The following is a 22,328-nucleotide window of genomic DNA, read 5'->3' on the forward strand; positions in this document are numbered from 1 at the left end:
ATCAGCGGCGCGGCCACCATGTCAGCTGCCAAGGAGTGAGTTCGTCTGTCGACCGCGATTCTCACCGGTGCGCCGGTCGCCGGCTCGTCCCTCGAGGACGACCTGCGGTCGCTGGGCTTCGCCGTGCGTACGGCGACCGACGCCGCCGGGGTCACGGCGGAGCTCGCCGCCGTCCCTGCGGATGAGCGGGTGGCCCTCGTGGACCCCCGCTTCGTCGGCCATGTCCATGCCCTGCGGCTCGCCCTCACCGACCCCCGCTTCCCCGCCGCCACGGTGCGCGGCGCGCTGACGGCCCAGCCGGAGGCGCGACCGGCCCTGGCCCGCGCGGTGACGGCTGCCGATGCCACGGCGTGGACCTCCGGGAACGGAGGTGGGGCGCCCACCGCCGCCCCCGCGCGGGCCCTCGGCTCCGCCGCGAGCCTGGAGCGCGAGGCCGCGCCGGCAGTGGTGCCCGCCACCGTGCCCGACCGGGCGGGCGAGGCGCAGCCGCCCTTCGGCCCGGCCCCGGGCCCCGGCGCGGACCTGTCCGGAGCGGCCGTGGCTCCCGGGTCCGCCACGCGGGCCGGTGAGACGGTCGGCGCAGGGCAGGCCGCCGACGGCTTCGCCGCACCGTCGCGGTCCGTGGCCGCGGAGGCGGCCATGCATGGCGCCGCCGACGCCCACTCCCACGTGGACGACCTCGCCGCGGCCCTCGACGCCGAAGGCGTCCCCGTGCACCGGCCCGAGCTCGGCGTGCTCGTGGCCGCCGTGCCCGCGGACGCCGCCGCGCGGGCCGCGGCGCGGGACGCCGTGGACGTGGTGGACGACGAGCGGGTGCGGCTGCGGTCGGCCGTGAAGTCGCGGGACGGCTTCTTCACGACCTTCTGCATCAGCCCGTACTCCCGCTACATCGCCCGCTGGTGCGCCCGGCGCGGGCTGACCCCCAATCAGGTCACCACCGCCTCCCTCATCACGGCCCTCATCGCGGCGGCCTGCGCCGCCACCGGCACCCGGCCCGGGTTCGTCTCGGCCGGTGTGCTGCTGATCGCCTCGTTCGTACTCGACTGCACCGACGGGCAGTTGGCCCGCTACTCGCTCCAGTACTCCACGCTCGGCGCCTGGCTGGACGCCACGTTCGACCGGGCCAAGGAGTACGCCTACTACGCGGGCCTCGCGCTCGGCGCCGCCCGCGCCGACGGCGACGACATCTGGGCGCTCGCGCTCGGCGCCATGGTGCTGCAGACCTGCCGCCATGTCGTGGACTTCGCCTTCAACGAGGCCAACCACGACGCCACCGGCAACACCAGCCCCACCGCCGCCCTCTCCGGCCGCCTCGACAGCGTCGGCTGGACGGTCTGGGTGCGCCGCATGATCGTGCTGCCGATCGGTGAGCGCTGGGCGATGATCGCCGTGCTGACGGCGTTCACCACGCCCCGTATCACCTTCTACGCACTGCTCGTCGGCTGTGCGCTGGCCGCCTGCTACACCACCGCGGGCCGGGTGCTGCGCTCGCTGACCCGCCGGGCGGAGCGCACCGACCGAGCGGTCCGTGCCCTCGCCGAGCTGACCGACTCCGGCCCGCTGGCCGAGCTGGTCGCCAGGGCCGCCCCCCGCGGGATGAGTTCGTATCGCGCCCCGCTGGCGGCCGCCCTCGGCGCGGCGGCCGTCCTGGCCGGCACCGCGGCCGCCGGTTTCGGCTCCTGGGTGCCGGTCGGCTGCGCCGTGCTCTACGCGGTCCTCGCGGGCGTCGCCGTCACCGCGCCCCTCCAGGGCCCCCTCGACTGGCTGGTGCCGCCGCTCTTCCGCGCGGCCGAATACGGCACCATCCTGATCCTGGCGGCTTGCTCGGAGGTGAACGGCGCCTTGCCGGCGGCTTTCGGGCTCGTTGCGGCGGTCGCCTACCATCACTACGACACGGTGTACCGCATCCGCGGCGGCACGGGAGCGCCCCCCCACCGGCTGGTGCGGGCGATCGGCGGGCACGAGGGGCGGACGGTGGCGGTCACGGCCGCCGCTGCCCTGCTGCACCACCAGAACCAAGGTTTCACCATCGCGTTGACCGCTTTGGCGGCGGCCCTCGCGCTGGCGGTGCTCATCGAGAGCATCCGCTTCTGGGTGTCCTCAGGAGCACCCGCTGTACACGACGAATCAGGAGAACCCGCATGATCGGCCTCGTGCTCGCGGCCGGCGCCGGACGGCGTCTGCGCCCCTACACCGACACGCTTCCCAAGGCCCTGGTGCCCGTGGACGGTGAGACCACCGTCCTCGACCTGACCCTCGGCAACTTCGCGGAGGTCGGTCTGACCGAGGTCGCCATCGTGGTCGGCTACCGCAAGGAGGCCGTGTACGAGCGCAAGGAGGCCCTGGAGCAGCGTTACGGCGTCAAGCTCACGCTGATCGACAACGACAAGGCCGAGGAGTGGAACAACGCCTACTCCCTCTGGTGCGCCCGTGACGCGATCCAGCACACCGTGATCCTCGCCAACGGCGACACCGTGCACCCGGTCTCGGTCGAGAAGACCCTGCTGGCCGCGCGCGGCAACGGACAGAAGATCATCCTCGCCCTCGACACGGTCAAGCAGCTCGCCGACGAGGAGATGAAGGTCGTCGCCGACCCCGACAAGGGCGTCCAGAAGATCACCAAGCTGATGGACCCGGCCGAGGCGACCGGTGAGTACATCGGCGTCACCCTGATCGAGGGCGAGGCCGCCGCGGAGCTCGCGGACGCGCTGAAGACCACCTTCGAGCGCGACCCCGACCTCTACTACGAGGACGGCTACCAGGAGCTGGTCAACCGCGGCTTCAAGGTGGACGTGGCCCCCATCGGCGACATCAAGTGGGTCGAGATCGACAACCACGACGATCTGGCGAAGGGCCGTGAGATCGCGTGCCAGTACTGACGAGGCTCATCCCCTCGCCGCTGGTCGTCGACATCCGCGCGGGCGCCCTGGAGGATCTCGCGGGGGTCCTCGCCGACCAGCGGATCTCCTCCTCCGGCAAGCTGGCCATCGCCATCAGCGGCGGCTCCGGCGCCCTGCTGCGCGAGCGGCTGGCGCCGGCGCTGCCGGGCGCGAGCTGGTACGAGGTCGACGGCGGCACCCTGGACGACGCGATCAAGCTCGCCGACCGCATGAAGTCGGGGCACTACGACGCCGTCGTGGGGCTGGGTGGCGGAAAGATCATCGACTGTGCGAAGTTCGCCGCGGCGCGCATCGGCCTCCCGCTGGTCGCCGTCGCCACCAACCTCTCGCACGACGGTCTGTGCTCCCCGGTCGCGACCCTCGACAACGACGCGGGCCGCGGCTCGTACGGGGTGCCCAACCCGATCGCCGTGGTCATCGACCTCGATGTGATCCGGGAGGCGCCGGTCCGCTTCGTCCGCTCCGGTATCGGCGACGCCCTGTCCAACATCTCCGCGGTCGCCGACTGGGAGCTGTCCAACCGGGAGACCGGCGAGCAGATCGACGGCCTCGCGGCCGCGATGGCGCGCCAGGCCGGTGAGGCCGTGCTGCGCCACCCCGGCGGGGTCGGCGACGACGGCTTCCTCCAGGTGCTGGCCGAGGGACTGGTGCTCACCGGCATCTCGATGTCGGTCGCGGGGGACTCCCGCCCGGCCTCCGGTGCCTGCCACGAGATCAACCACGCCTTCGACCTCCTCTTCCCCAAGCGCGCCGCCAGCCATGGCGAGCAGTGCGGCCTGGCCGCCGCCTTCGCGATGCGGCTGCGCGGGGCGCACGAGGAGGCGGCGCACATGGCCGAGGTGCTGCACCGGCACGGGCTGCCCGTGCTGCCCGAGGAGATCGGCTTCACCGTGGACGAGTTCGTCCAGGTCGTGGAGTTCGCTCCGAAGACCCGCCCCGGCCGCTACACGATCCTCGAGCACCTCGACCTCTCATCCGACGCGATCAGGGACGCATACGCCGACTATGCCAAAGCAGTCAGTCAAGCCATCAGTGGCTGAACTCCGCCCGGTCGTCCACCCCGCGGGGGTGAAGGACCGGCGGAGCGGTGAGCACTGGGCCGGGCGCCTCTACATGCGCGAGATCTCGCTGCGCTGCGACCGGCACCTGGTGAACACGCGGGTCACGCCCAACCAGCTGACGTATGTGATGACCGTCTTCGGCGCCCTCTCGGCCCCGGCCCTGCTGGTGCCGGGGATCGCGGGCGCCGTGCTCGGGGTGCTGATGGTCCAGCTCTACCTGCTGCTGGACTGCGTCGACGGCGAGATAGCCCGCTGGAAGAAGCAGTTCTCGCTGGGCGGTGTGTATCTGGACCGGGTCGGCGCCTATCTGTGCGACGCCGCGGTGCTCGTCGGCTTCGGTCTGCGCGCCGCCGACCTGTGGGGCTCCGGGCGGATCGACTGGCTGTGGGCGTTCCTCGGCACCCTCGCCGCGCTCGGTGCCATCCTGATCAAGGCCGAGACCGACCTCGTCGGGGTCGCCCGGCACCAGGGCGGTCTGCCGCCGGTCAAGGAGGCGGCCGCCGAGCCGCGCTCGTCCGGTGTGGCGCTGGCCCGCAGGGCGGCCGCGGCGCTGAAGTTCCACCGGCTGGTCCTCGGGGTCGAGGCGTCGCTGCTGATCCTCGTGGTGGCGGTCGTGGACCAGGTGCGCGGCGATCTGTTCTTCACCAGGCTGGGCGTTGCCGTACTGGCCGGTATCGCCCTGCTGCAAACCCTGCTTCACCTCGTGTCCATCCTCGCGTCGAGCAGGCTGAAGTGAGCATGGGCACGATGAAGCTCGGAGCGGTCGTCCTGACGATGGGCAATCGCCCCGAGGAGCTGCGCGCACTCCTCGACTCGGTCGCCAAGCAGGACGGCGACCAGGTCGAGGTGGTCGTCGTGGGCAACGGTTCGCCGCTGCCCACGCTCCCCGAGGGCGTCCGGACCGTCGAGCTGCCCGAGAACGTGGGCATTCCGGCGGGCCGCAACGTGGGCATCGAGGCGTTCGGACCCGGCGGGTCGGACGTCGATGTGCTGCTGTTCCTCGACGACGACGGGCTGCTCCCGGGCACCGACACCGCCGAGCTGTGCCGCCAGGCGTTCGCCGCCGACCCGAAGCTGGGCATCATCTCGTTCCGCATCGCCGACCCCGACACCGGTGTCACCCAGCGTCGCCATGTGCCCCGGCTGCGCGCCTCCGACCCCCTGCGGTCCTCCCGGGTGACCACCTTCCTGGGCGGTGCCAACGCGGTGCGTACCACGGTGTTCCAGCAGGTCGGAGGGTTGCCGGACGACTTCTTCTACGCCCATGAGGAGACCGATCTGGCCTGGCGGGCGCTGGACGCCGGATGGATGATCGATTACCGGTCGGACATGGTGCTGCACCATCCGACCACCGCCCCGAGCAGGCACGCGGTCTACCACCGCATGGTGGCGCGCAACCGGGTCTGGCTGGCCCGGCGTAACCTTCCTGCGCTGCTCGTCCCCGTCTATCTGGGCGTCTGGCTGCTGCTCACCCTGGCCAGGCGTCCGTCGAAAACCGCACTTCGAGCCTGGTTCGGAGGGTTCCGGGAAGGCTGGAAGACACCGTGTGGTCCACGCCACCCCATGAAGTGGCGTACGGTATGGCGCCTGACCCGACTGGGCCGACCTCCTGTCATCTGACAAGCTCGTAACGAAGAGCATCGGGCGCGACCCGGGGCGCGGCCCCGCTCAGCGCACCCTGAAGACGAAAGTGTCAACTGTGAGCGAGACTACGCACGACGGTGCGGTAGCCGTGAGTGGCCCGCCATCAGCCGACGACGGCCTGTCCCCGGCCGAGCTGGCGCGGAAGTACGAGCTGTCGGTGAGCGGCGCCCGGGTGGGCCTCGGCGAGTACCTCCACCAGATGTGGGGCCGTCGTCACTTCATCGTGGCCTTCTCGTCGGCCAAGCTCACCGCTCAGTACAGCCAGGCCAAGCTGGGTCAGCTGTGGCAGGTGGTGACCCCGCTGCTCAACGCGGCGGTGTACTTCTTCATCTTCGGTCTGCTGCTGGGCGGCAGGGGCGGGATGGAGAACGACATGTACATCCCGTTCCTGGTGACGGGTGTGTTCGTCTTCACCTTCTCGCAGAACTCCGCGATGGCCGGGGTGCGCGCCATCTCCGGGAACCTGGGGCTGGTGCGGGCCCTGCACTTCCCGCGGGCCTCGCTCCCCATCTCGTTCGCGCTCCAGCAGCTCCAGCAGCTGCTCTTCTCGATGATCGTGCTGGTCGTCGTGTTGCTGGGCTTCGGGCACTTCCCGGCCTTCGCGTGGATCCTGGTCATCCCGGCCCTGGCGCTGCAGTTCGTCTTCAACACCGGTCTGGCCCTGGTCCTGGCCCGGATGGGGGCCAAGACCCCGGACCTCGCCCAGCTGCTGCCGTTCATCCTGCGTACGTGGATGTACGCCTCCGGTGTGATGTACCCGCTGGAGCACATGCTGCAGAAGGCTGGGGCGCACTCCTGGGTCTCCGACCTTCTGCTGGCCAACCCGGCGGCGGTCTACATGGACCTGATGCGGTACGCCCTGATCAACGACTACCCCTCGTCGAGTCTGCCGCCGCATGTCTGGGCGCTGGCGCTGGGGTGGGCGGTACTGGTGGGGGCCGGGGGATTCGTGTACTTCTGGAAGGCAGAGGAGCAGTACGGCCGTGGCTGAGCAAACCCTCGACAAAGGTGCCCAGGCGGAGCGGGCCGACCAGGCCGCTCAGACGGCTTCCGCGCCGGCGCGGGTGCCCACCGTCATCGCCGACGACGTCCACATCGTCTACCGGGTCAACGGCGGCCCCAAGGGGAAGGGCAGTGCCACCGCCGCCCTCAGCCGCTTGCTGGGCCGTAAGAGCGCCCCGGGCATGCGTGAAGTGCACGCGGTGCGCGGGGTCACCTTCGTGGCGTACAAGGGCGAGTCGATCGGTCTGATCGGGTCCAATGGCTCGGGTAAGTCGACCCTGCTGAAGGCGGTGGCGGGGCTGCTGCCCACCGAGCGCGGCAAGGTCTACACCAACGGTCAGCCGTCGCTGCTCGGTGTGAACGCGGCGATGATGAACGACCTGACCGGTGAGCGGAACGTGATCCTCGGCGGTCTGGCCATGGGTATGTCGCGTGAGCAGGTCCGGGAGCGCTACCAGGGCATCGTGGACTTCTCGGGCATCAATGAGAAGGGTGACTTCATCACCCTGCCGATGCGTACGTACTCCTCCGGTATGGGGGCCCGGCTGCGGTTCTCCATCGCCGCGGCCAAGGACCACGATGTGCTGATGATCGACGAGGCGCTGGCCACCGGTGACAGGAAGTTCCAGAAGCGCTCCGAGGCCCGGATCCGGGAGCTCCGCCAGGACGCCGGCACGGTCTTCCTCGTCAGCCACAACAACAAGTCCATCCGGGACACCTGTGACCGGGTGCTGTGGCTGGAGAAGGGCGAGCTGCTGATGGACGGCCCGACCGACGAGGTCATCAAGGCGTACGAGAAGGAGACCGGCAAGTAGCCGCTCGGCGAACGCCGCCCCATAAACCATCAGACCCCGCCGGGCAACCCGGCGGGGTCTTGTTGTCCACAACCGGACCAAGCACCCCGGATGGGAATGGGTGTGGAACCGTGGCACGTTGGGCAGGGCGACGGGGGAATCTGCACGGGGGGCTGACGGGGTGGCCAACACTGGTGCCGTGGGCGGAAGCAGTCATGCCGAGAGGGTGTTCCGCGTGCAGCGGGCCTTCACCCAGCTCGGCGGACGGGCCCATGGGCCCGGGGCGCTGGCCAGAGCGGCGGATCTGGACGACTCGACCGTCTACCGGATCCTCCAGTCCGGGGTGCACCAGGGCATCTTCGTCCGCGAGGGCCGGGGTCTCTACCGGCTGGGCTCGGCGGCCCCGCAGCTCGGTCTCAAGGCCCTGGCCCACTCGCCCGCGCCGGAGGCCGCCCACGCCCTTCTGGAGGCGCTGCGCCGGGCCACCGGGGGGCTGGCCTTCCTCTATCTGCTGGCACCCTTCGGCGGTGCGCACCGGCAGTGCGTCGACATGGCCGTCGGCGACTCCGATCTGACGGAGCTGGGGATGACGCCGCGCGCGGTGCATGCCGTCGAGCACTCACTGCGGGTGGGGGCCGCGGGGCGGGCCATCCTGGCGTATCTGCCGGAGACCATCCAGTCGGAGGTGCTGGACCGGCCGGTGCCCGCCGAGGCGGGTCCCGGCGCCTACCAGGACGATGTGCGGCTCCTGGCCTCGCTGGACCGGATCAGGGCGCGGGGGTACGCCCTGGGCCACGAGGAGTGCGCGGCGGGGTGGAACGAGTGCGCGGCGCCGGTCACCTGGGACGGGCTGGTGATGGGCGCGGTGCTGGTGATGAAGCCCAAACAGATCATGACGCGGTGTCCGGTGACCGTCATCGAGGCGGTGGAGCGGACGGCGGCGGACCTGGCCGACCTGGGGCGGGGCCGTCCCGCCGGGTCGGATGGCAACGATACGAGAACGAAGTAAATTTACGGTAACAGGAGTAAACGTGAAGCGCATTCTCCGTGCTTCACCAGCCCTTTCTCGCGAGGCGAGAAAGGGTCGGAAATCCTTGACTCGTACGGGCGTGCGGCCGCAATAATCAAGAGGGCAATCAAGTCTGATTCTTGCATGATCGGCGGCTCGAAGGGCCGCCTAACTAGGGGGAAATGTCACCGTGTCCGACAGGGGCGGTCTCGCCGTCGTGCCCGATATTCCCGTACCCAACTGGGCGCGGGAGCTGGAACGTGTGCCGTTGTTATCAGCCAGGGAGGGCCAGACGTTTGCGCTGCTCGGCGCGGGCTGGTCAAACCGCCGTATCGCGCTGCGGCTTCAAGTGACCGAGCGCACGGTGAAGGCACATGTGGCGTCAATACTCGCGAAACTGCAGGTGGAATCGCGGCTACAGGCCGGTCTGGTCGCGCTCAGCTACCGCCACCTGTACCAAAGTACAGTTCCGGGAAGGGTCGTGGCCGGTTAGCGTTGCCCCGTCTGCCCGTTTATCCGTCGGCCGGATAACGACGTGAACCAACCTGTCGCACAGCATTCGCGCCGTCATAGGAAAGGTATTCATGACTGACCGTTCCGGCCCGAGCGGAATGAACCCCGTGTGGACGCTGGTGGTGTCCGGACTCACCGTCTTCATGGCCGCCTTGGACAACCTCGTCGTCATCACCGCGCTGCCCGCCATTCAGAAGGACCTGGGCACCAGCCTCCAGGACCTGGAGTGGACGGTGAACGGCTACACCCTCACCTTCTCGGTCTTCCTGATGGCCGGTGCGGCCGCCGGTGACCGGTTCGGCCGCCGCCGGGTGTTCCTGGCCGGCCTCGTCGTCTTCACCGGGGCCTCCGCCGCCGCGGCGCTGTCCGGCAGCGCGGAGACCCTGATCGCCGCCCGTGCCGTACAGGGCCTCGGTGCGGCCGTGGTGATGCCGCTGACGCTCACCCTGCTGACCGTGGCCGTCCCCGAGCGCCGGCGCGGTGTCGCGCTGGGCGTCTGGGGCGCCCTCAGCGGGCTCGCGGTCGCGCTCGGCCCGCTGATCGGCGGGGCCGTGGTGGAGAAGATCTCCTGGGAGTGGATCTTCTGGGTCAATGTGCCGATCGGTGTGGTGGTGCTGGTGCTCGGCCTGTGGAAGCTGGCCGAGTCCACCCGCCCGGACACCTCGCTGGACCCGGTGGGCACCGTCCTGGTCAGCCTCGGGGTGTTCGGCGTGGTCTACGCGCTGGTGTCCACCACCGAACACGGCTGGTCCAGCGGCCGGGTGCTCGGCTTCCTGGCCGGTGGCCTGGTGGTGCTCGCGCTCTTCGTCGGCTGGGAGCTGCGCACGGCCGAACCGATGCTGCCGATGCGGCTGTTCGGCAACCGCGCGTTCAGCGCGGTCAACGCGGCCAGCCTGCTGATGTTCGCGGCCATGTTCGGACTGGTCTTCCTGCTCACCCAGTTCATGCAGAACATCCAGGGCTTCTCGCCGCTGGAGGCGGGCGTGAAGATGCTGCCGTGGACGGCGATGCCGGTCGTCGTCGCCCCGCTGGCGGCGCTGCTGACCGCCCGGCTCGGCAACCGTCTGGTGGTCGCCGCGGGCCTGCTGTTCGAGGCCGCGGGCCTTGGCTGGCTGGCGTCCGTGGTGAGCGCGGACACCGCCTACGCCGACCAGGTGCCCGGCCTGGTGCTCGGCGGAATCGGCCTGGGGCTGTTCTTCTCGCCCGTCGCGGAAATGGCGATGAACGTCGTCGCGCCCCGCGACCAGGGAATCGCCTCGGGCGCCAACAACACCTTCCGGGAGCTCGGCGGCGCACTCGGCGTCGCGGTGCTCACCTCTGTATTCACCACGCTGGGCGGATATGGCTCGCCCCAGGAATTCGTGGACGGGCTGCGGCCCGCCGCCTGGATCGGCGCCGGAATCGCCGCCGTCGGCTGTCTCGCCATTCTCATGGCACCGCGCGGCCGCACCGCACCGGCCGAAACGAAGGTGATTTCTTCGGGAGCCGTCGAGGATTCATACCAGGGAAACCTTCCGAGCCGGTCGCGCAACTAATATCGACAGAGCGAAGTCAGAGCGAACAAGATGATCCACCGGTCCCCGGATCCCGGATGACCGTTGGGTATGGGGGACGCTATGTACGACGTCATTGTGGTAGGAGCGCGCATCAGCGGTTCATCGACCGCGATGCTCCTGGCGAGAGCGGGGTACCGGGTCCTTCTCCTCGACCGGGCGAAATTCCCCGGCGGTAAGGGGGCCGCCACCAATCTGGTCCATCCTCCGGGAATTCTCCGGCTGAAGCGCTGGGGGCTGCTGGACGAGGTGGCGGCCACCGGCTGCCCGCCCATTCACTCCTACGGTCTGCAGAGCGGCCCCGTCCGGCTGATGGCCGAACTGCCCGCCGTCGAGGGCGTGGCCGAGGCGTACTCCCCGGAGCGCCGCAAGCTGGACGAGATCCTGCTGGAGGCCGCCGTCAAGGCCGGGGCGGAGCTGCGGGAGCAGGTCGCGCTGCGGGAGCTGCTGACGGACGCCCGGGGCACCGTCATCGGCGTCCGGGCCGAGACCGGGGACCGCACCCCCATCGTCGAGCACGCCCGGCTGGTCGTGGGCGCCGACGGCTCGAACTCCACCGTCGCCCGGCTGGTGGGGGCCGAGAAGTACGACTCCCACCCGGTGCTCAACAAGAGCCACTGGTCGTACTGGGCCGATCTGCCGCACGACGGCAAGGTGCGCACCTACCGCCACCGCCATCAGCACGCCTTCACCTGGCCCACCCACGACGGCCTGACCATCGTCGGACTCGCCCTGCCGGTCAAGGACTTCAAGGCGGCCGCCGACCGGGAGCGCGACGCCACGGTCGTCTCCGCCTTCGAGGAGGTCGACCCGGAGTTCGCGGCGCGGCTGCGGGAGACCCGGCGCGTCGACAAGTGGATGACCGGCGCGGTCCCCAACTTCCTGCGCCACTGTCACGGACCCGGCTGGGCCCTGGTCGGCGACGCGGGCTACACCCGCGACCCCATCACCGCCGCCGGTATCACCGACTCGCTGCGCGGTGCCGAACTGCTGGTGGAGGCCGTGGAGCCGGCCCTGGCCGGGGACCGCGACCTCGCCCCCGCCCTCGCCGGCTACGCCCGGCGCCGCGACGCCCTGGTGAGCGGCCACTTCCAGTACACCCGCGACCACGCCGCGATCGCCGACTACAACCGCGAGGAGCTGGAGTTCATCCGGGCGATGGCACGCAGCCCGCACCACGGCAGCGGCATGGTCGGGATGTTCGCCACCATCGTCCCGCCCGCCGAGTTCTACTCCCCGGCCAATATCCATGCCCTCTTCGACCACATCCCGCCGGGCTCCGGGCCGGGCTGGAAGATCCGGATGGTGCGCTGGCTCGTCCGCGGTGCCCCCCGGCATCTGCCCCCGGCGACCCGGCTCGCCGACCGGCTGATCGCCGCCAACCTCGGAAGCATGGGCACCTTCCTGCTCGACTCCCCGGTCGCCCGCGTGGCTTAGGGGGTGTCCGACGGTACGCGTACGCCTGCGGCGGGCTGCTCCCCTCCCCGCCCCTTCCCGACACCTGACGATATGCGGCTCCGCCGCGTGCGGGGCTCCGCCCCAGACCCCGCTCCTCAATCGCCGGAGGGGCTGATTTCAGCCCGTCAGGGGGCACCTCCCAGCGGTAGCTGGGGGAGATTGAGGACACGCCCGAAGGGCGTCCGGGGCCCAGGGGCGAAGCCCCCCACGCGGCGGAGCCGCATATCGATGCAGCCGGGCTCACCCGCGGACGCGCCCACCCGCACGCCCGCACCTCACAAACGGCCTTCGGCCGTCCACAGCGCCGCGCCACCCGCGCGGGTGGCGCACCTCACCCACCGTCACCACCACAGCCATGGAGGCATCGGCATGTCCAGCAATCCGTCCCCCGGCGTCACGACGGCGTTCCTCTTCCCCGGACAAGGCGGCTTCGACGGCGAGGCGCTCCGCCGTGCCAAGGAGCGCCATCCCCAGATCGGCCGGGTCTTCGAGCGGCTCGACACCGTGACCGAGGAGCTCTACGGCAGCCGCATCTCCGAGGTGCTCTTCGGCGAGCGCAAGGCCGACCTGCGCGATCTGCTCGACAACGACCCCTGGGCCTCCCAGGTCGCCATCTACGGCGCCGGTCTGGCCGCCTACGAGATCCTCGCCGCCCAGGGCGTCGCCCCCGACGTCCTGGCCGGGCACAGCCTCGGCGAGATCACCGCCCTGGTGGCGGCCGGGGCCTTCTCGGTCGAGGACGGGGTCCGGATCGTCGCCCGGCGCGTGGCCGTGATCGAGCGGCAGGGCGGGGTCGACGGCCGCATGGTGGCCCTGGCCGCGAGCGCCGAGCGCACCCGCAAGCTGCTGGAGCTGGTGGACGAGCCGCTGCTGGCCGTCGCCACCGAGAACCACGACGAGCAGACCGTGGTCAGCGGCCCCGCGGGAATCCTGGACCGGGTCGTGGCGATCGCCGGGCAGCTGGACGTGGGCGCCATCGAGATCGACACCCCCTTCCCCTTCCACACCCCGGCGCTCGCCCCCGCCGCCCCCGAGTTCGCCGCGTACGTACGGAAGTTGGACCAGCGTCCGCTGAACCGCCCGGTCTACTCGCCGATCCTGCAGCGCTACTACGAGCCGGACGACGCCCTCGCCGAGCTGCTGGCCGAGCACTTCACCCGGCCGGTGGGGTTCGCCGCGGCCGTACGGCACCTGCGGGAGACCGGTGCCGAGGTGTTCGTGGAGGCGGGTGGGCGCGCCGCGCTCTCCAAGCTGGTCGCCAAGGTGACCGACGGCTCCGCGGTGCGGTCGCTGCCCACGCTGGCCGTGACCGGCGGGCGGCTCGCGCTCGACGGGACCCTCGACGCGCTGCGCGAGGCCGGTCTGGCGGCGCCCGAGCGCGGCGGGCTCGCCGAGCTGCTGGCCCCCTCGGTGCCCGCGGACCTCTTCGCGGCGTACTGGAGCGAGCGCGGCCACATGGTGCTGGAGCTGGTCCGCACCGAACTGGACGCCTTCCGCAAGTCCACCGAGGGCGGGGACGCCGCCGAGCCCGAGCCGCGGCCCGCGGCGGCCGCCGGGTCGGAGCCCGCCGCCGAGGCCGCTCCCGCGCCCGCACCGGAGGCTCCTGCGGTCTCCGGGTCCGGTTCGCGGCCCGAGGGGTACGGCCGCGACCGGCTCTTCGAGGAGCTGCGGACCCTCTACGCCGAGGCGCTCGAATACCCCGAGGACGTCTTCGAGGACGAGGTGCAGCTGGAGGCGGAACTGGGAGTCGACTCCGTCAAGCAGGTCGAACTCCTGTCCAGGGTCTCCAGCCGCTACGGGCTGCCGCCGCGCGAGTCCGGCTTCCGGCTGGCCACCTACAACACCATGGGCAAGATCACCGACTTTGTGCTCCAGCAGCTCAACGACCAAGGGGCCCACGCACCGGCCTCCGCCACGGGCTGAAGCGCCCCCTCGTCGCAGAAGGAGTCAGTCGTTCCCATGAAAGACCTCACGGGGAAGGTGGCCCTGGTCACCGGGGGTTCCAAGGGCGTGGGCAAGGCGATCGCGCGGACCCTCGCGGCCCGCGGCGCCGATGTCGTCCTCAACTACTTCCACTCGCACGACCAGGCCAAGCGCACCAGGGACGAACTGGTGGCAAGCGGTGCCCGGGTCGAGCTCGCCCGCGCCTCGGTGGCCCGGCAGGAGCAGGTCGACCGGATGTTCGCCGAGATCGAGGAGCGCCACGGGCGGCTGGACATCCTGGTCAACAGCGCCGCCAACGGGGCCCTGTTGCCCCTGGCCGAGGTGACCGACGAGGACATCGCCAAGGCCATCGACACCAACTACAAGGGCGGACTGCGCTGCGCCCGCGCCGCGGCCCCGCTGATGGCGCGGGGCGGCGGCGGGTCGATCGTCACCGTCTCGGCGCTCGGCGGCTCGCAGATGGTGATGGCCAACTACTCGGCCTGCGCCCCCGCCAAGGCGGCCGCCGAGGCGGCCACCCGCTATCTCGCCGTGGAGTACGCCCCGCTGGGCATCCGGGTGAACACCGCCTCGGCCGCCATGCTGGAGAGCGAGGTCGCGGACAAGTTCCCCCGGGCCCGGGAGATGCGGGAGGTGATCGCGAGGGCGACCCCCTTCGGACGGCTGGGCACTCCGGAGGAGTTCGCCGACGTGGTCGCCTTCCTGGCCTCCGACGCCTCGCGGTGGATCACCGGGCAGGTGGTGCTCGCCGACGGGGGGCTGACGCTGGGCGCCGCCCTCATGTCGCCGCCCGCCGCGGCCCCCGTACGGGAGGAGGCCGCACCGGAGCCGGAACCCGTCGTGACGCCCGAACCCGTCCTGGCGCCCGAGCCGAAGCCCGCCGCAGCCGCCGCCGGGGCCGTGGACGCGCCCGGCTCCGACCTGCCCCCCGAGGTCCCCGAGGTCACCGAGGCCACCGACGTCCCCGACGTCCCCGACGACGCGATCGCCGTCGTCGGCATGGGCCTGGCGGTCGCCGGGGCGAACAGCCCCGAGGAGTTCTGGAAGCTCCGTACGACCGGTGACGAGCTGTTCGTCAAGATCCCCCGGGACCGCTGGCGGCACGAGAACTTCCACGCCGCCGACACCGCCGCCGAGGACAAGGCGTACGCCGACCGCTGCGTCTTCATCACCGACTTCCAGGCCGCCCCCGGCTCCGTCGACAGCATGGCCGAGGGCGCGGACGACCACGAGCTCACCACCATGTGGCTGCGCCACAGCCTGGTCCAGGCCCTGGACGGAGTGCGCCACCAGGACTCCGACCGCTGCTCCTTCGTCGTCGGCTACACCCCCGACGGCAGCCAGCACCTGGAAGAGGCCGGGGTGCTGGACAGCGTCACCCGGATGACTCACGACATCCTCGGGGACCTGCCGCTGGACGACGATGAGCGCACCACCCTCGGCGGCGACATCGAGGCGGCCCTGAACCGCCGCTACCGGCGCGCCGGCCGGGACCGCTCGCGCTTCCTGCCGCACCGCGTCGGAGAGCTGGCGATGCGCGGTCTGCTGCCGCCCTCCACCGAGCTGCACATGGTGGACACCGCCTGCTCCTCGTCGCTGTACGCGATCGACATCGCGGCCAAGGGCCTGCTGATGGGCAAGCAGGACATCGCCGTCTGCGGCGGCGCCTTCGCGCTCGCCCCGCGCGGCACCGTGCTCTTCTCCAAGCTCCAGGGGCTCTCCAAGCGCGGTGAGGTGCACGCGCTGGACGAGGACGCCGATGGCGTGATCTTCGCCGACGGCGCCGCGCTTGTCGTCCTCAAGCGGCTGAGCCGGGCGCGGGCCGACGGCGACGAGGTGCTCGGGGTGCTCCGCGCCTTCGGCTCGTCCTCCGACGGCAAGGGCAAGGCCATCTACGCCCCCAACGCCGCCGGTCAGAGCCTGGCCGTGCGGCGCGCCCTGGAGACGGGCGAGGTCGAGGGCTCCGCGGTGAGCTGGGTCAACGCCCACGCCACCGGCACCCCGGCCGGTGACCTCGCCGAGTTCACCACGCTGCGGGAGTACTACGGCACCGCCGGACCCGCCGCGGTCACCTCCAACAAGTCCCTGATCGGCCACACCGGCTGGGCGGCGGGCGTGGTCTCGCTCATCGAGAACCTGCTGGGCCTGGCCGAGCACACCATCCCCGGTCAGTTCCGCTTCTCCAAGCCCCGCGAGGACTTCCGGCTCGCCGAGACCGGACTGGAGATCACCCCCGGGCACAAGGGCTGGCCGGAGCAGACCGGTGGCCCGCGGCTGGCCGCGGTGTCGGGCTTCGGCTTCGGCGGCACCAACGCCCATCTGATCGTCTCCGAGCACCGGGCGCGCCCCGCCGCCGCGAACGCCACCGCCACCGACCGGGCTCCCGCGACCGTCACCAAGGTCCCGGACACCGGCAGCCGGGTGGCGATCGTCGGCTGGTCGGCCCATCTGCCGGGGCTGGCGGGCCGTGAGGAGGTCACCCGCTGGCTGGGCGGCGGTCCGCGTCCCCGCGACAGCTTCGGCGACGAGTACCCGGCGCCGCCGTTCAGCAAGGTCCGGCTGCCTCCCAAGACCATCCGCGCCCTGGACCGCTGCCAGCTGATGATCGTGGAGTGCGCCCATCAACTGCGCGACCAGATGCCGGACTTCTGGCAGGAGCGGGCGCTCAAGACCGGGGTGTTCGTCGGCCATATGGGCCCGACCCGCGCCGCGATGCTCTACGCCAACCGCTGCTACCTCGACGACATCGCCGAGGCGCTGGGCGAACTGCCCTCCGACGCCCTGCCCGGTGTCCTGGAGCGGCTCGGCGACCGCGTACGCGGCATGATCCCGGCCTCCAACGAGGACTCCTTCCCCGGCCAGATGCCCAACATCATCTCGGCCCGGGTGGCGAACTACTTCGACCTCAACGGCCCGAACATGACGATGGACTCCGGCTTCGCCTCCGCCGTCTCCTCCATCACCTCCGCGGGCCGCTATCTGCGCACCGGTGAGCTGGACTTCGCACTCGCGGGCGGGATCAACGGCAACAGCCTCCCCGAATACCGGACGCTGATCGGCGAGCTGCTGCCCCCGGAGGCCCGGGAACTCGCCGAGGGAGCCTTCCTGTTCGCCCTCACCACCGAGGAGCGGGCTCGCGCCGCCGGGCTCGAGGTGCTCGCGTACGTGGACGAACCGCTCGGTGCCGTCGAGGCGGGGCGCGGGGAACAGGCCGCGGACGAGATCCTGCTGTGCGGCGCGCCCACGCCCGAGCACGCCCGCTATCTGGGCGCGGCCGGTGGTCTCGCCGTCCTCAGGGCGCTGCACCGGCCCTCGGGGACCGTGGAGATCGCCACCGACGAGAGCGAGGGCGCAGCCGGGGCCCGGCTCCGGCTGACCATCCCGGGCGACGGCCCCGAACCCCACGGCCGGAAGTCCCACGGCCGGAAGTCCGACGGCCCGGAGTCCGCGGTCCCGGAGGCGGTCCCGGCCGCGCTGCCCGCCGCGTTCACCACCGGCGGACGGCTCGCGGACGGCACCCCGGTACGGGTCCGCCGCCAGGTGCCCGTCCTGACCGAGCTGCCCGCGCGCACCGTGCGCGAGCGCGTCCCGTTCCTGCCCGCCGGGGCGGTGGTGCTCACCGACGCCCCCGAGCCGCTCGCCGCCGCCGCGCCGCCGGACGCGGACCTCACCGTCCTGTCCACGGCGCCGCTCGCGGCCCCGCGCCCCGGCTGGCACCACCTGCCCGAGGTCACCGAGGAGTCGGTCCGCCGGGCCCTGGCGGGCGCGGGCCCCGGGGTCACCCACCTCAGGGTGGTGGGTGACCCCGGCCGGGCGGCCCCGGACGGCCCCGCGCCCGCCCTCACCGCCCTGCACGACGCCGCCTATCTGACCCTCCAGCACCTCTACGACGACCTGGGCGACCCCGGCTCCTCGGCCGTGGCGCTGCTGCTGGGCGCCGCGCCGGGCGGAATCCCGCATCCGTACACCGGGCTCTTCACCGGGCTGTGGAAGACCGTGGCCCTGGAGCGCGACGCCTGCCTCGCCTTCACGCTGTGCACCTCGGCCACCGACCTCACCGAGGCGATGGCCCGCGCCGAGGAGGAGAGCGCGGCCGAGCGGGTCTTCCCGGCGGTGTTCGACCTCGACGGCGTACGCAAGGCGTATCTGCTCTCCGACGAGCCGCACGACCTGGGAGCGGGGGCGCCCGCCGCCCTCGGCCCGGACTCGGTCGTGGTGGTCGCCGGGGGCGCCCGGGGCATCACGGCCGAGGTGGTCAAGGCGGTCGCCGAGCACTTCCGGCCCCGGATCTACGTCCTGGGCAGCAACTCCCTCGACGACTACCCGCCGGAGACGTACCAGGGCACCGACGAGGAGTTCGCCGCCCGCCGAGCCGGGTACATCAAGACGGAGATCGCCCGGCGCGACGGCCGCACCGTGGCCGACATCAACCGCGCCTTCGACCGCATGGTCAACGCCCGCCGGGCGAAGCGCAACCTGGACGAGATGGCCGCCCACAGCGGCACCGGCCGGGTCACCTACCTCGCCTGCGACATGCGCGACGGCGCGGCGGTGGACCGGGCGATCGGCCGGGTGCTGGACGAGCGGGGGCGGATCGACCTGCTGGTCAACGCCGCCGGGCTGCAGTGCTCCGGGCTGATCAAGGACAAGAGCTTCGCCGAGTTCAGCTCCATCCGCGATCTGAAGCTGGACTCCTACCTCCACCTCAAGCGCGCCCTGCGCACCGCACCGCCCCGGCTGTGGTGCAACTTCGGCTCGCTGCTGGGCTACTTCGGCCAGCTGGGGGAGGCCGACTACGCCGCGGCCAACGACTTCCTGGCCGCCGCCGCGACCCACACCCGCGCCACCGATTCGCCGACGGACGAGTTCACCATCGGCTGGACGCTGTGGGAAGGCGTCGGCATGGGGGCCAACGAGCTGACCAAGGCGTACTACGAGCGCGCGGGCTCGTACAGCAACATGGCCATCGCCGAGGGCATCCACCACTTCGTCCAGGAGCTCCACGCCCCCGTGCGGCGCCCGTCCGTGGTCCACCTCGGCGACGCCGAACGCGCCACGGTGGAGCGCTTCTACCCCGGCTACCTGGACCAGCGGCCCGGGTTCTTCCTGCGCCGGCCGGTGGAGTCCGACGAGCGGTCCGTGGTCTACGAGTGCCCCTTCGACCTGGACACCGACGCCTATCTCGAACACCACACGGTGCGCGGCGAAGCCACCCTGCCCGGCACCTTCGTCACCGAACTGGCCGCCGAGGCCGCCCGGACCCTGGCCCCCGGCAAGCGGGTGATCGCCTTCGAGGATCTGCGCTTCGAGCACTTCCTGCGGGTCTACCGCGACATCCCGGCCGGTCCCAGGCGTATCCGCGCCGAACTGGTGGACAGCCCCGGGGAGGTGACCGTCGTCCAGGTGCGGATCACCGAGGACGTGGTCGCGCCCAGCGGGGTGGTCCTGGTCAAGGACCGGGTGCACTTCATGGCCCGGGTGCTGCTCGACACCGAGGCGCCCACCGCGCCGCGCTGGGAGGAGTGGCCGGCGGGGGAGGAGACCCCGGTCCCCGACCCGTACCACCAGCCCGGCTCCCCGGTGCGGCTGACCGGCCCCTTCGTCTCCACCACCGACACCCGGATCCACCCCCGGGGCAAGCGCGCCCGCTACGCGCCCGACGTCCCGGCCGGTGATCCGGTGTGGTCCCGCTTCACCGTGCCGAGCATCCTGCTCGACGGGCTGGCCCGGGTGGGGGTGCTGGATCTGGTCGACGGGCATCTGGTGCCGGTGGCCGCACCGCTGTCCATCCGCCGGATCGATCTGTACGAGGAGATCAGCGACCACGACCTGGCCGCGTCCGGAGAGGACATCGACCTCTTCGTCACCCCGCCCGGCTTCGATCTGACGGCCGACACCATCAGCAACCGCTTCGTGGCGGTGCGGCCCGACGGCCGGATGCTGCTCCAGATGAAGGACATGCGGGCCACCCTCATCGGCTACATCGACGCCGAGACCGGTGAGGCCGTCCCCCTGGAGCGGGCACCGGCGGGGGAGGACCGGACATGACCGCGGCTCAGCCGGACATGACCGTGACCCAGGAGGACGCGCCGGTCCAGCCGGTGGCCCGGATGGTGTGGCGGCTCACCGAGCTGCCCCGCCCCGCCGGGCCGCGCCCAATGCCGGCCGGGCTGCGGGTGCTGCTGATCGGCGGCGAGGAGGACATCGCCGCCGGTGTGGAGCGCGAACTGAAGGAGCACGGCGCGCTGGTGCGCCGGGAGCCGGACGGCCCCGGCCCCGTGGACGCCATCGTCGACCTCACCGTGGGCCGGGCGTACGACCCGGACCGGGCCGCCTCCGCCGGGGCCTGGCGGCGGGCGCTGACCGAGACCGTGACCGCGCTGCGCGGCACTTACGACGACTGGGCGGCCGAGACCGCCGCGCACCGGCTGTGCTATCTCGCCGTCAGCTACCTCGGCGGCGGGATGGGCCAGCATCCGCGGGACGGTCTCGAGCAGCCGCTCGGCGGCATCTGGGCGGGGCTCGCCAAGACCCTGCACCGGGAGTTCCCCAACGTGGCCGCCCGCGTCGTCGACATCGACCTGGCCGCCTCCGCCGAACTGCCCGGCATCGTCGCCGCCGAACTCGGCGGCACCGGTGAGATCGAGGTCGGCTACCGCGACGGCCGCCGGTACACCCTCACCCCCGAGGACCGGCCCGTGGCCGCGCCCGCCCTCACCCTCGGCCCCGAGGACACCGTGCTGATCTCCGGCGGCGGCCGGGGCATCGGCTGGGAACTGGCCAGGTCGCTGGCCGCCCGGCACGGCGTACGGGTCGTGGTGACCGGCCGGGAGCCGTTCCCCGGCGGGGACGAGCCCTGGTTCGGCGTGGACGAGGCCGGGTGGAAGCGTTACGAGAAGCAGGTCTGGGCGGGCCGCGCCAAGGGCGAGTCGCCCGCCGTGGTCCGCGGCCGGCTGGCCCGCACCCGCCGGCTGTGGGAACTGGCCACCCATGTGACCTCCGCCCGGCGCGAGGGGCTGCGCATCGAGTACGCGCGCTGCGACTTCACCGACCGCGCCCAGGTGCGCGAGCTCATCCGGCGCGAGGACGCGCTGGAGGGCGGCCGGCTCGCCGGGGTGGTGCACAACGCCGGGGTGGACACCTCCGCCCGGCTGCCGAAGAAGACCGACGAGGAGATCCTCCGCACCGTCGAGGTCAAGATCGACGGCTTCCTCAACGTCTTCGAGGAGGTGCGGAGCCGCGACCTGAAGTTCTTCTGCAGCGTCGGCTCTCTCACCGGACGGCTCGGCGGCATGGTCGGCCAGCTCGAATACGCGGCGGCCAACGACGGTCTCGCGCGGCTCGGCCAGTGGGCCGCCCGCCGGGCCGCGTTCCCCGTGATGACCCTCGCCTGGCCCACCTGGGACCGCATCGGGCTGATCGCCAACTTCGCCGCCACCCTGCGCTACATGGCCGCGATCGACGTGGCGGACGGTCTTGAGCGCTGGCGGGCCGAACTGCTGGCGGGCTCCGAGGGCGAGGTCACCTTCGTCGGGCCGCTGGGCAAGGCCATCGACCCGGGACAGGCCATCGGCTATCCGGTGGTCCCCGCGCTGCCCGGCTTCGCCGCCGCGTATCCGAAGGTCTTCCACCTCGGCGAGGTGACCTCCTACCAGCCGCACGCCCAGCTGACGGCACGCGTCGTCCTCGACCCCGAACACACCCCCGCGCTCGGCGACTTCCGCATCGACGGCACCCCCGCGCTGCCGCCCTCCCTGCTGCTGGAGAACGCCCTGCGGGCCGCCGAATGGATCGTCCCGGAGGACTTCCCGGCGCTGCGGGCCGGTGCGCTGGAGGAGATCGTGGTGCCGCTCGCGCTGCTGCGTCTCGACGGCCCCGCGATCCGGCTGGTCCGCGAGATCCGCGGCTTCCACCAGGGGCACGACTGGATCGTGGAGGTCCGCTACCGCCACGAGGGCGGTGGGGACGGCCCGGAGGCGAGCCTGCGCATCGTCCACGAGACCGGCGCGACACGGCCGCCCGCCCCGCCGCGCCCCGACGTGCCGCAGACCACCACCCTCCGCTCCGGGCCGCCCTTCCTCCACTGGCGCGGCGCCGTGCTGCCGCTCTCCGCATGGACGGTGGCGCCGGAGGGCCGCCTGGTGACCGAGGTCCCGCGCTGCCTGCCGGTCGACCTGTGGGCGACGCCGTACGTGCCCGGGACGGCCCTCCCCGTCGCCGCGCTGGAGAACGTGGTGCGGCGGTGCACCACCCAGGGCGACGGCCTCTCGGTCACCGCCGACCCCCTGATCCTCGGCCGGATCGCACCGCACTCCGCCGAGCGCGGGCCCACCCGTGTCGAGGGCGATCCCTCGCTCGGCGTCTGGCGGATCACCGACGCAGACTCCGGGGACCCCGTGGCGACCGTCTCGGGACTCTCCGGCCCGCTGGGAAACACGACGGAATAGACA

General features: G+C 72.0%; 14 protein-coding genes. All 14 read left to right on the forward strand.

All coding sequences use genetic code 11. From position 1 onward, the window contains the following. Positions 1–123 precede the first annotated feature (123 nt). Entirely contained in the window at positions 124–2,145 is a 2,022-nt protein-coding gene (locus J2Z30_RS11690; RefSeq protein ID WP_044568745.1) for a DUF5941 domain-containing protein, read from the forward strand. Further along, the gene (locus J2Z30_RS11695) at positions 2,142–2,879 is read left to right on the forward strand and encodes a phosphocholine cytidylyltransferase family protein (protein WP_044568744.1); all 738 of its coding nucleotides are present in this window, start codon (positions 2,142–2,144) and stop codon (positions 2,877–2,879) included. The genes J2Z30_RS11690 and J2Z30_RS11695 overlap by 4 nt, the downstream gene beginning before the upstream one ends. After that, positions 2,867–3,940 carry an iron-containing alcohol dehydrogenase family protein gene (locus J2Z30_RS11700; RefSeq protein ID WP_044568743.1) on the forward strand — a complete coding sequence of 358 codons (1,074 nt, stop codon included), beginning with the start codon at positions 2,867–2,869 and terminating at the stop codon, positions 3,938–3,940. Before J2Z30_RS11695 ends, J2Z30_RS11700 begins: the two co-directional genes overlap by 13 nt. Further along, on the forward strand, positions 3,906–4,697 hold the full coding sequence (locus J2Z30_RS11705; protein ID WP_078956541.1) for a CDP-alcohol phosphatidyltransferase family protein: 792 nt from the start codon (positions 3,906–3,908) through the stop codon (positions 4,695–4,697). Before J2Z30_RS11700 ends, J2Z30_RS11705 begins: the two co-directional genes overlap by 35 nt. A gap of 11 nt (positions 4,698–4,708) precedes the next feature. Next, the gene (locus J2Z30_RS11710) at positions 4,709–5,581 is read left to right on the forward strand and encodes a glycosyltransferase family 2 protein (protein WP_044581179.1); all 873 of its coding nucleotides are present in this window, start codon (positions 4,709–4,711) and stop codon (positions 5,579–5,581) included. A gap of 79 nt (positions 5,582–5,660) precedes the next feature. After that, positions 5,661–6,596 carry an ABC transporter permease gene (locus J2Z30_RS11715; protein ID WP_044568741.1) on the forward strand — a complete coding sequence of 312 codons (936 nt, stop codon included), beginning with the start codon at positions 5,661–5,663 and terminating at the stop codon, positions 6,594–6,596. Next, positions 6,589–7,422, forward strand: a complete 834-nt coding sequence (locus J2Z30_RS11720) for an ABC transporter ATP-binding protein (RefSeq protein ID WP_209468643.1) — start codon at positions 6,589–6,591, stop codon at positions 7,420–7,422. The genes J2Z30_RS11715 and J2Z30_RS11720 overlap by 8 nt, the downstream gene beginning before the upstream one ends. Positions 7,423–7,600: 178 nt before the next feature. Further along, positions 7,601–8,410 carry an IclR family transcriptional regulator gene (locus tag J2Z30_RS50875; RefSeq protein WP_308279912.1) on the forward strand — a complete coding sequence of 270 codons (810 nt, stop codon included), beginning with the start codon at positions 7,601–7,603 and terminating at the stop codon, positions 8,408–8,410. 190 nt (positions 8,411–8,600) lie between these two features. Next, a complete protein-coding gene (locus J2Z30_RS11730; protein ID WP_078956540.1) occupies positions 8,601–8,903 on the forward strand; it encodes a response regulator transcription factor in 303 nt (100 codons plus the stop codon). A 91-nt stretch (positions 8,904–8,994) separates the two neighbouring features. Beyond that, entirely contained in the window at positions 8,995–10,458 is a 1,464-nt protein-coding gene (locus J2Z30_RS11735; protein WP_044568738.1) for an MFS transporter, read from the forward strand. An 81-nt stretch (positions 10,459–10,539) separates the two neighbouring features. After that, entirely contained in the window at positions 10,540–11,913 is a 1,374-nt protein-coding gene (locus J2Z30_RS11740; RefSeq protein ID WP_209468644.1) for an NAD(P)/FAD-dependent oxidoreductase, read from the forward strand. A gap of 390 nt (positions 11,914–12,303) precedes the next feature. Next, positions 12,304–13,857, forward strand: a complete 1,554-nt coding sequence (locus J2Z30_RS11745; RefSeq protein WP_044568737.1) for an acyltransferase domain-containing protein — start codon at positions 12,304–12,306, stop codon at positions 13,855–13,857. 36 nt (positions 13,858–13,893) lie between these two features. After that, entirely contained in the window at positions 13,894–19,926 is a 6,033-nt protein-coding gene (locus J2Z30_RS11750; RefSeq protein WP_044568736.1) for an SDR family oxidoreductase, read from the forward strand. Beyond that, positions 19,923–22,325: an SDR family NAD(P)-dependent oxidoreductase gene (locus J2Z30_RS11755; RefSeq protein ID WP_052701285.1), complete on the forward strand. Its 2,403-nt coding sequence runs from the start codon at positions 19,923–19,925 to the stop codon at positions 22,323–22,325. The genes J2Z30_RS11750 and J2Z30_RS11755 overlap by 4 nt, the downstream gene beginning before the upstream one ends. Positions 22,326–22,328: the final 3 nt, after the last annotated feature.

This window comes from Streptomyces iranensis (genome assembly GCF_017874715.1).
GTDB classification, from domain to species: Bacteria; Actinomycetota; Actinomycetes; order Streptomycetales; family Streptomycetaceae; genus Streptomyces; species Streptomyces iranensis.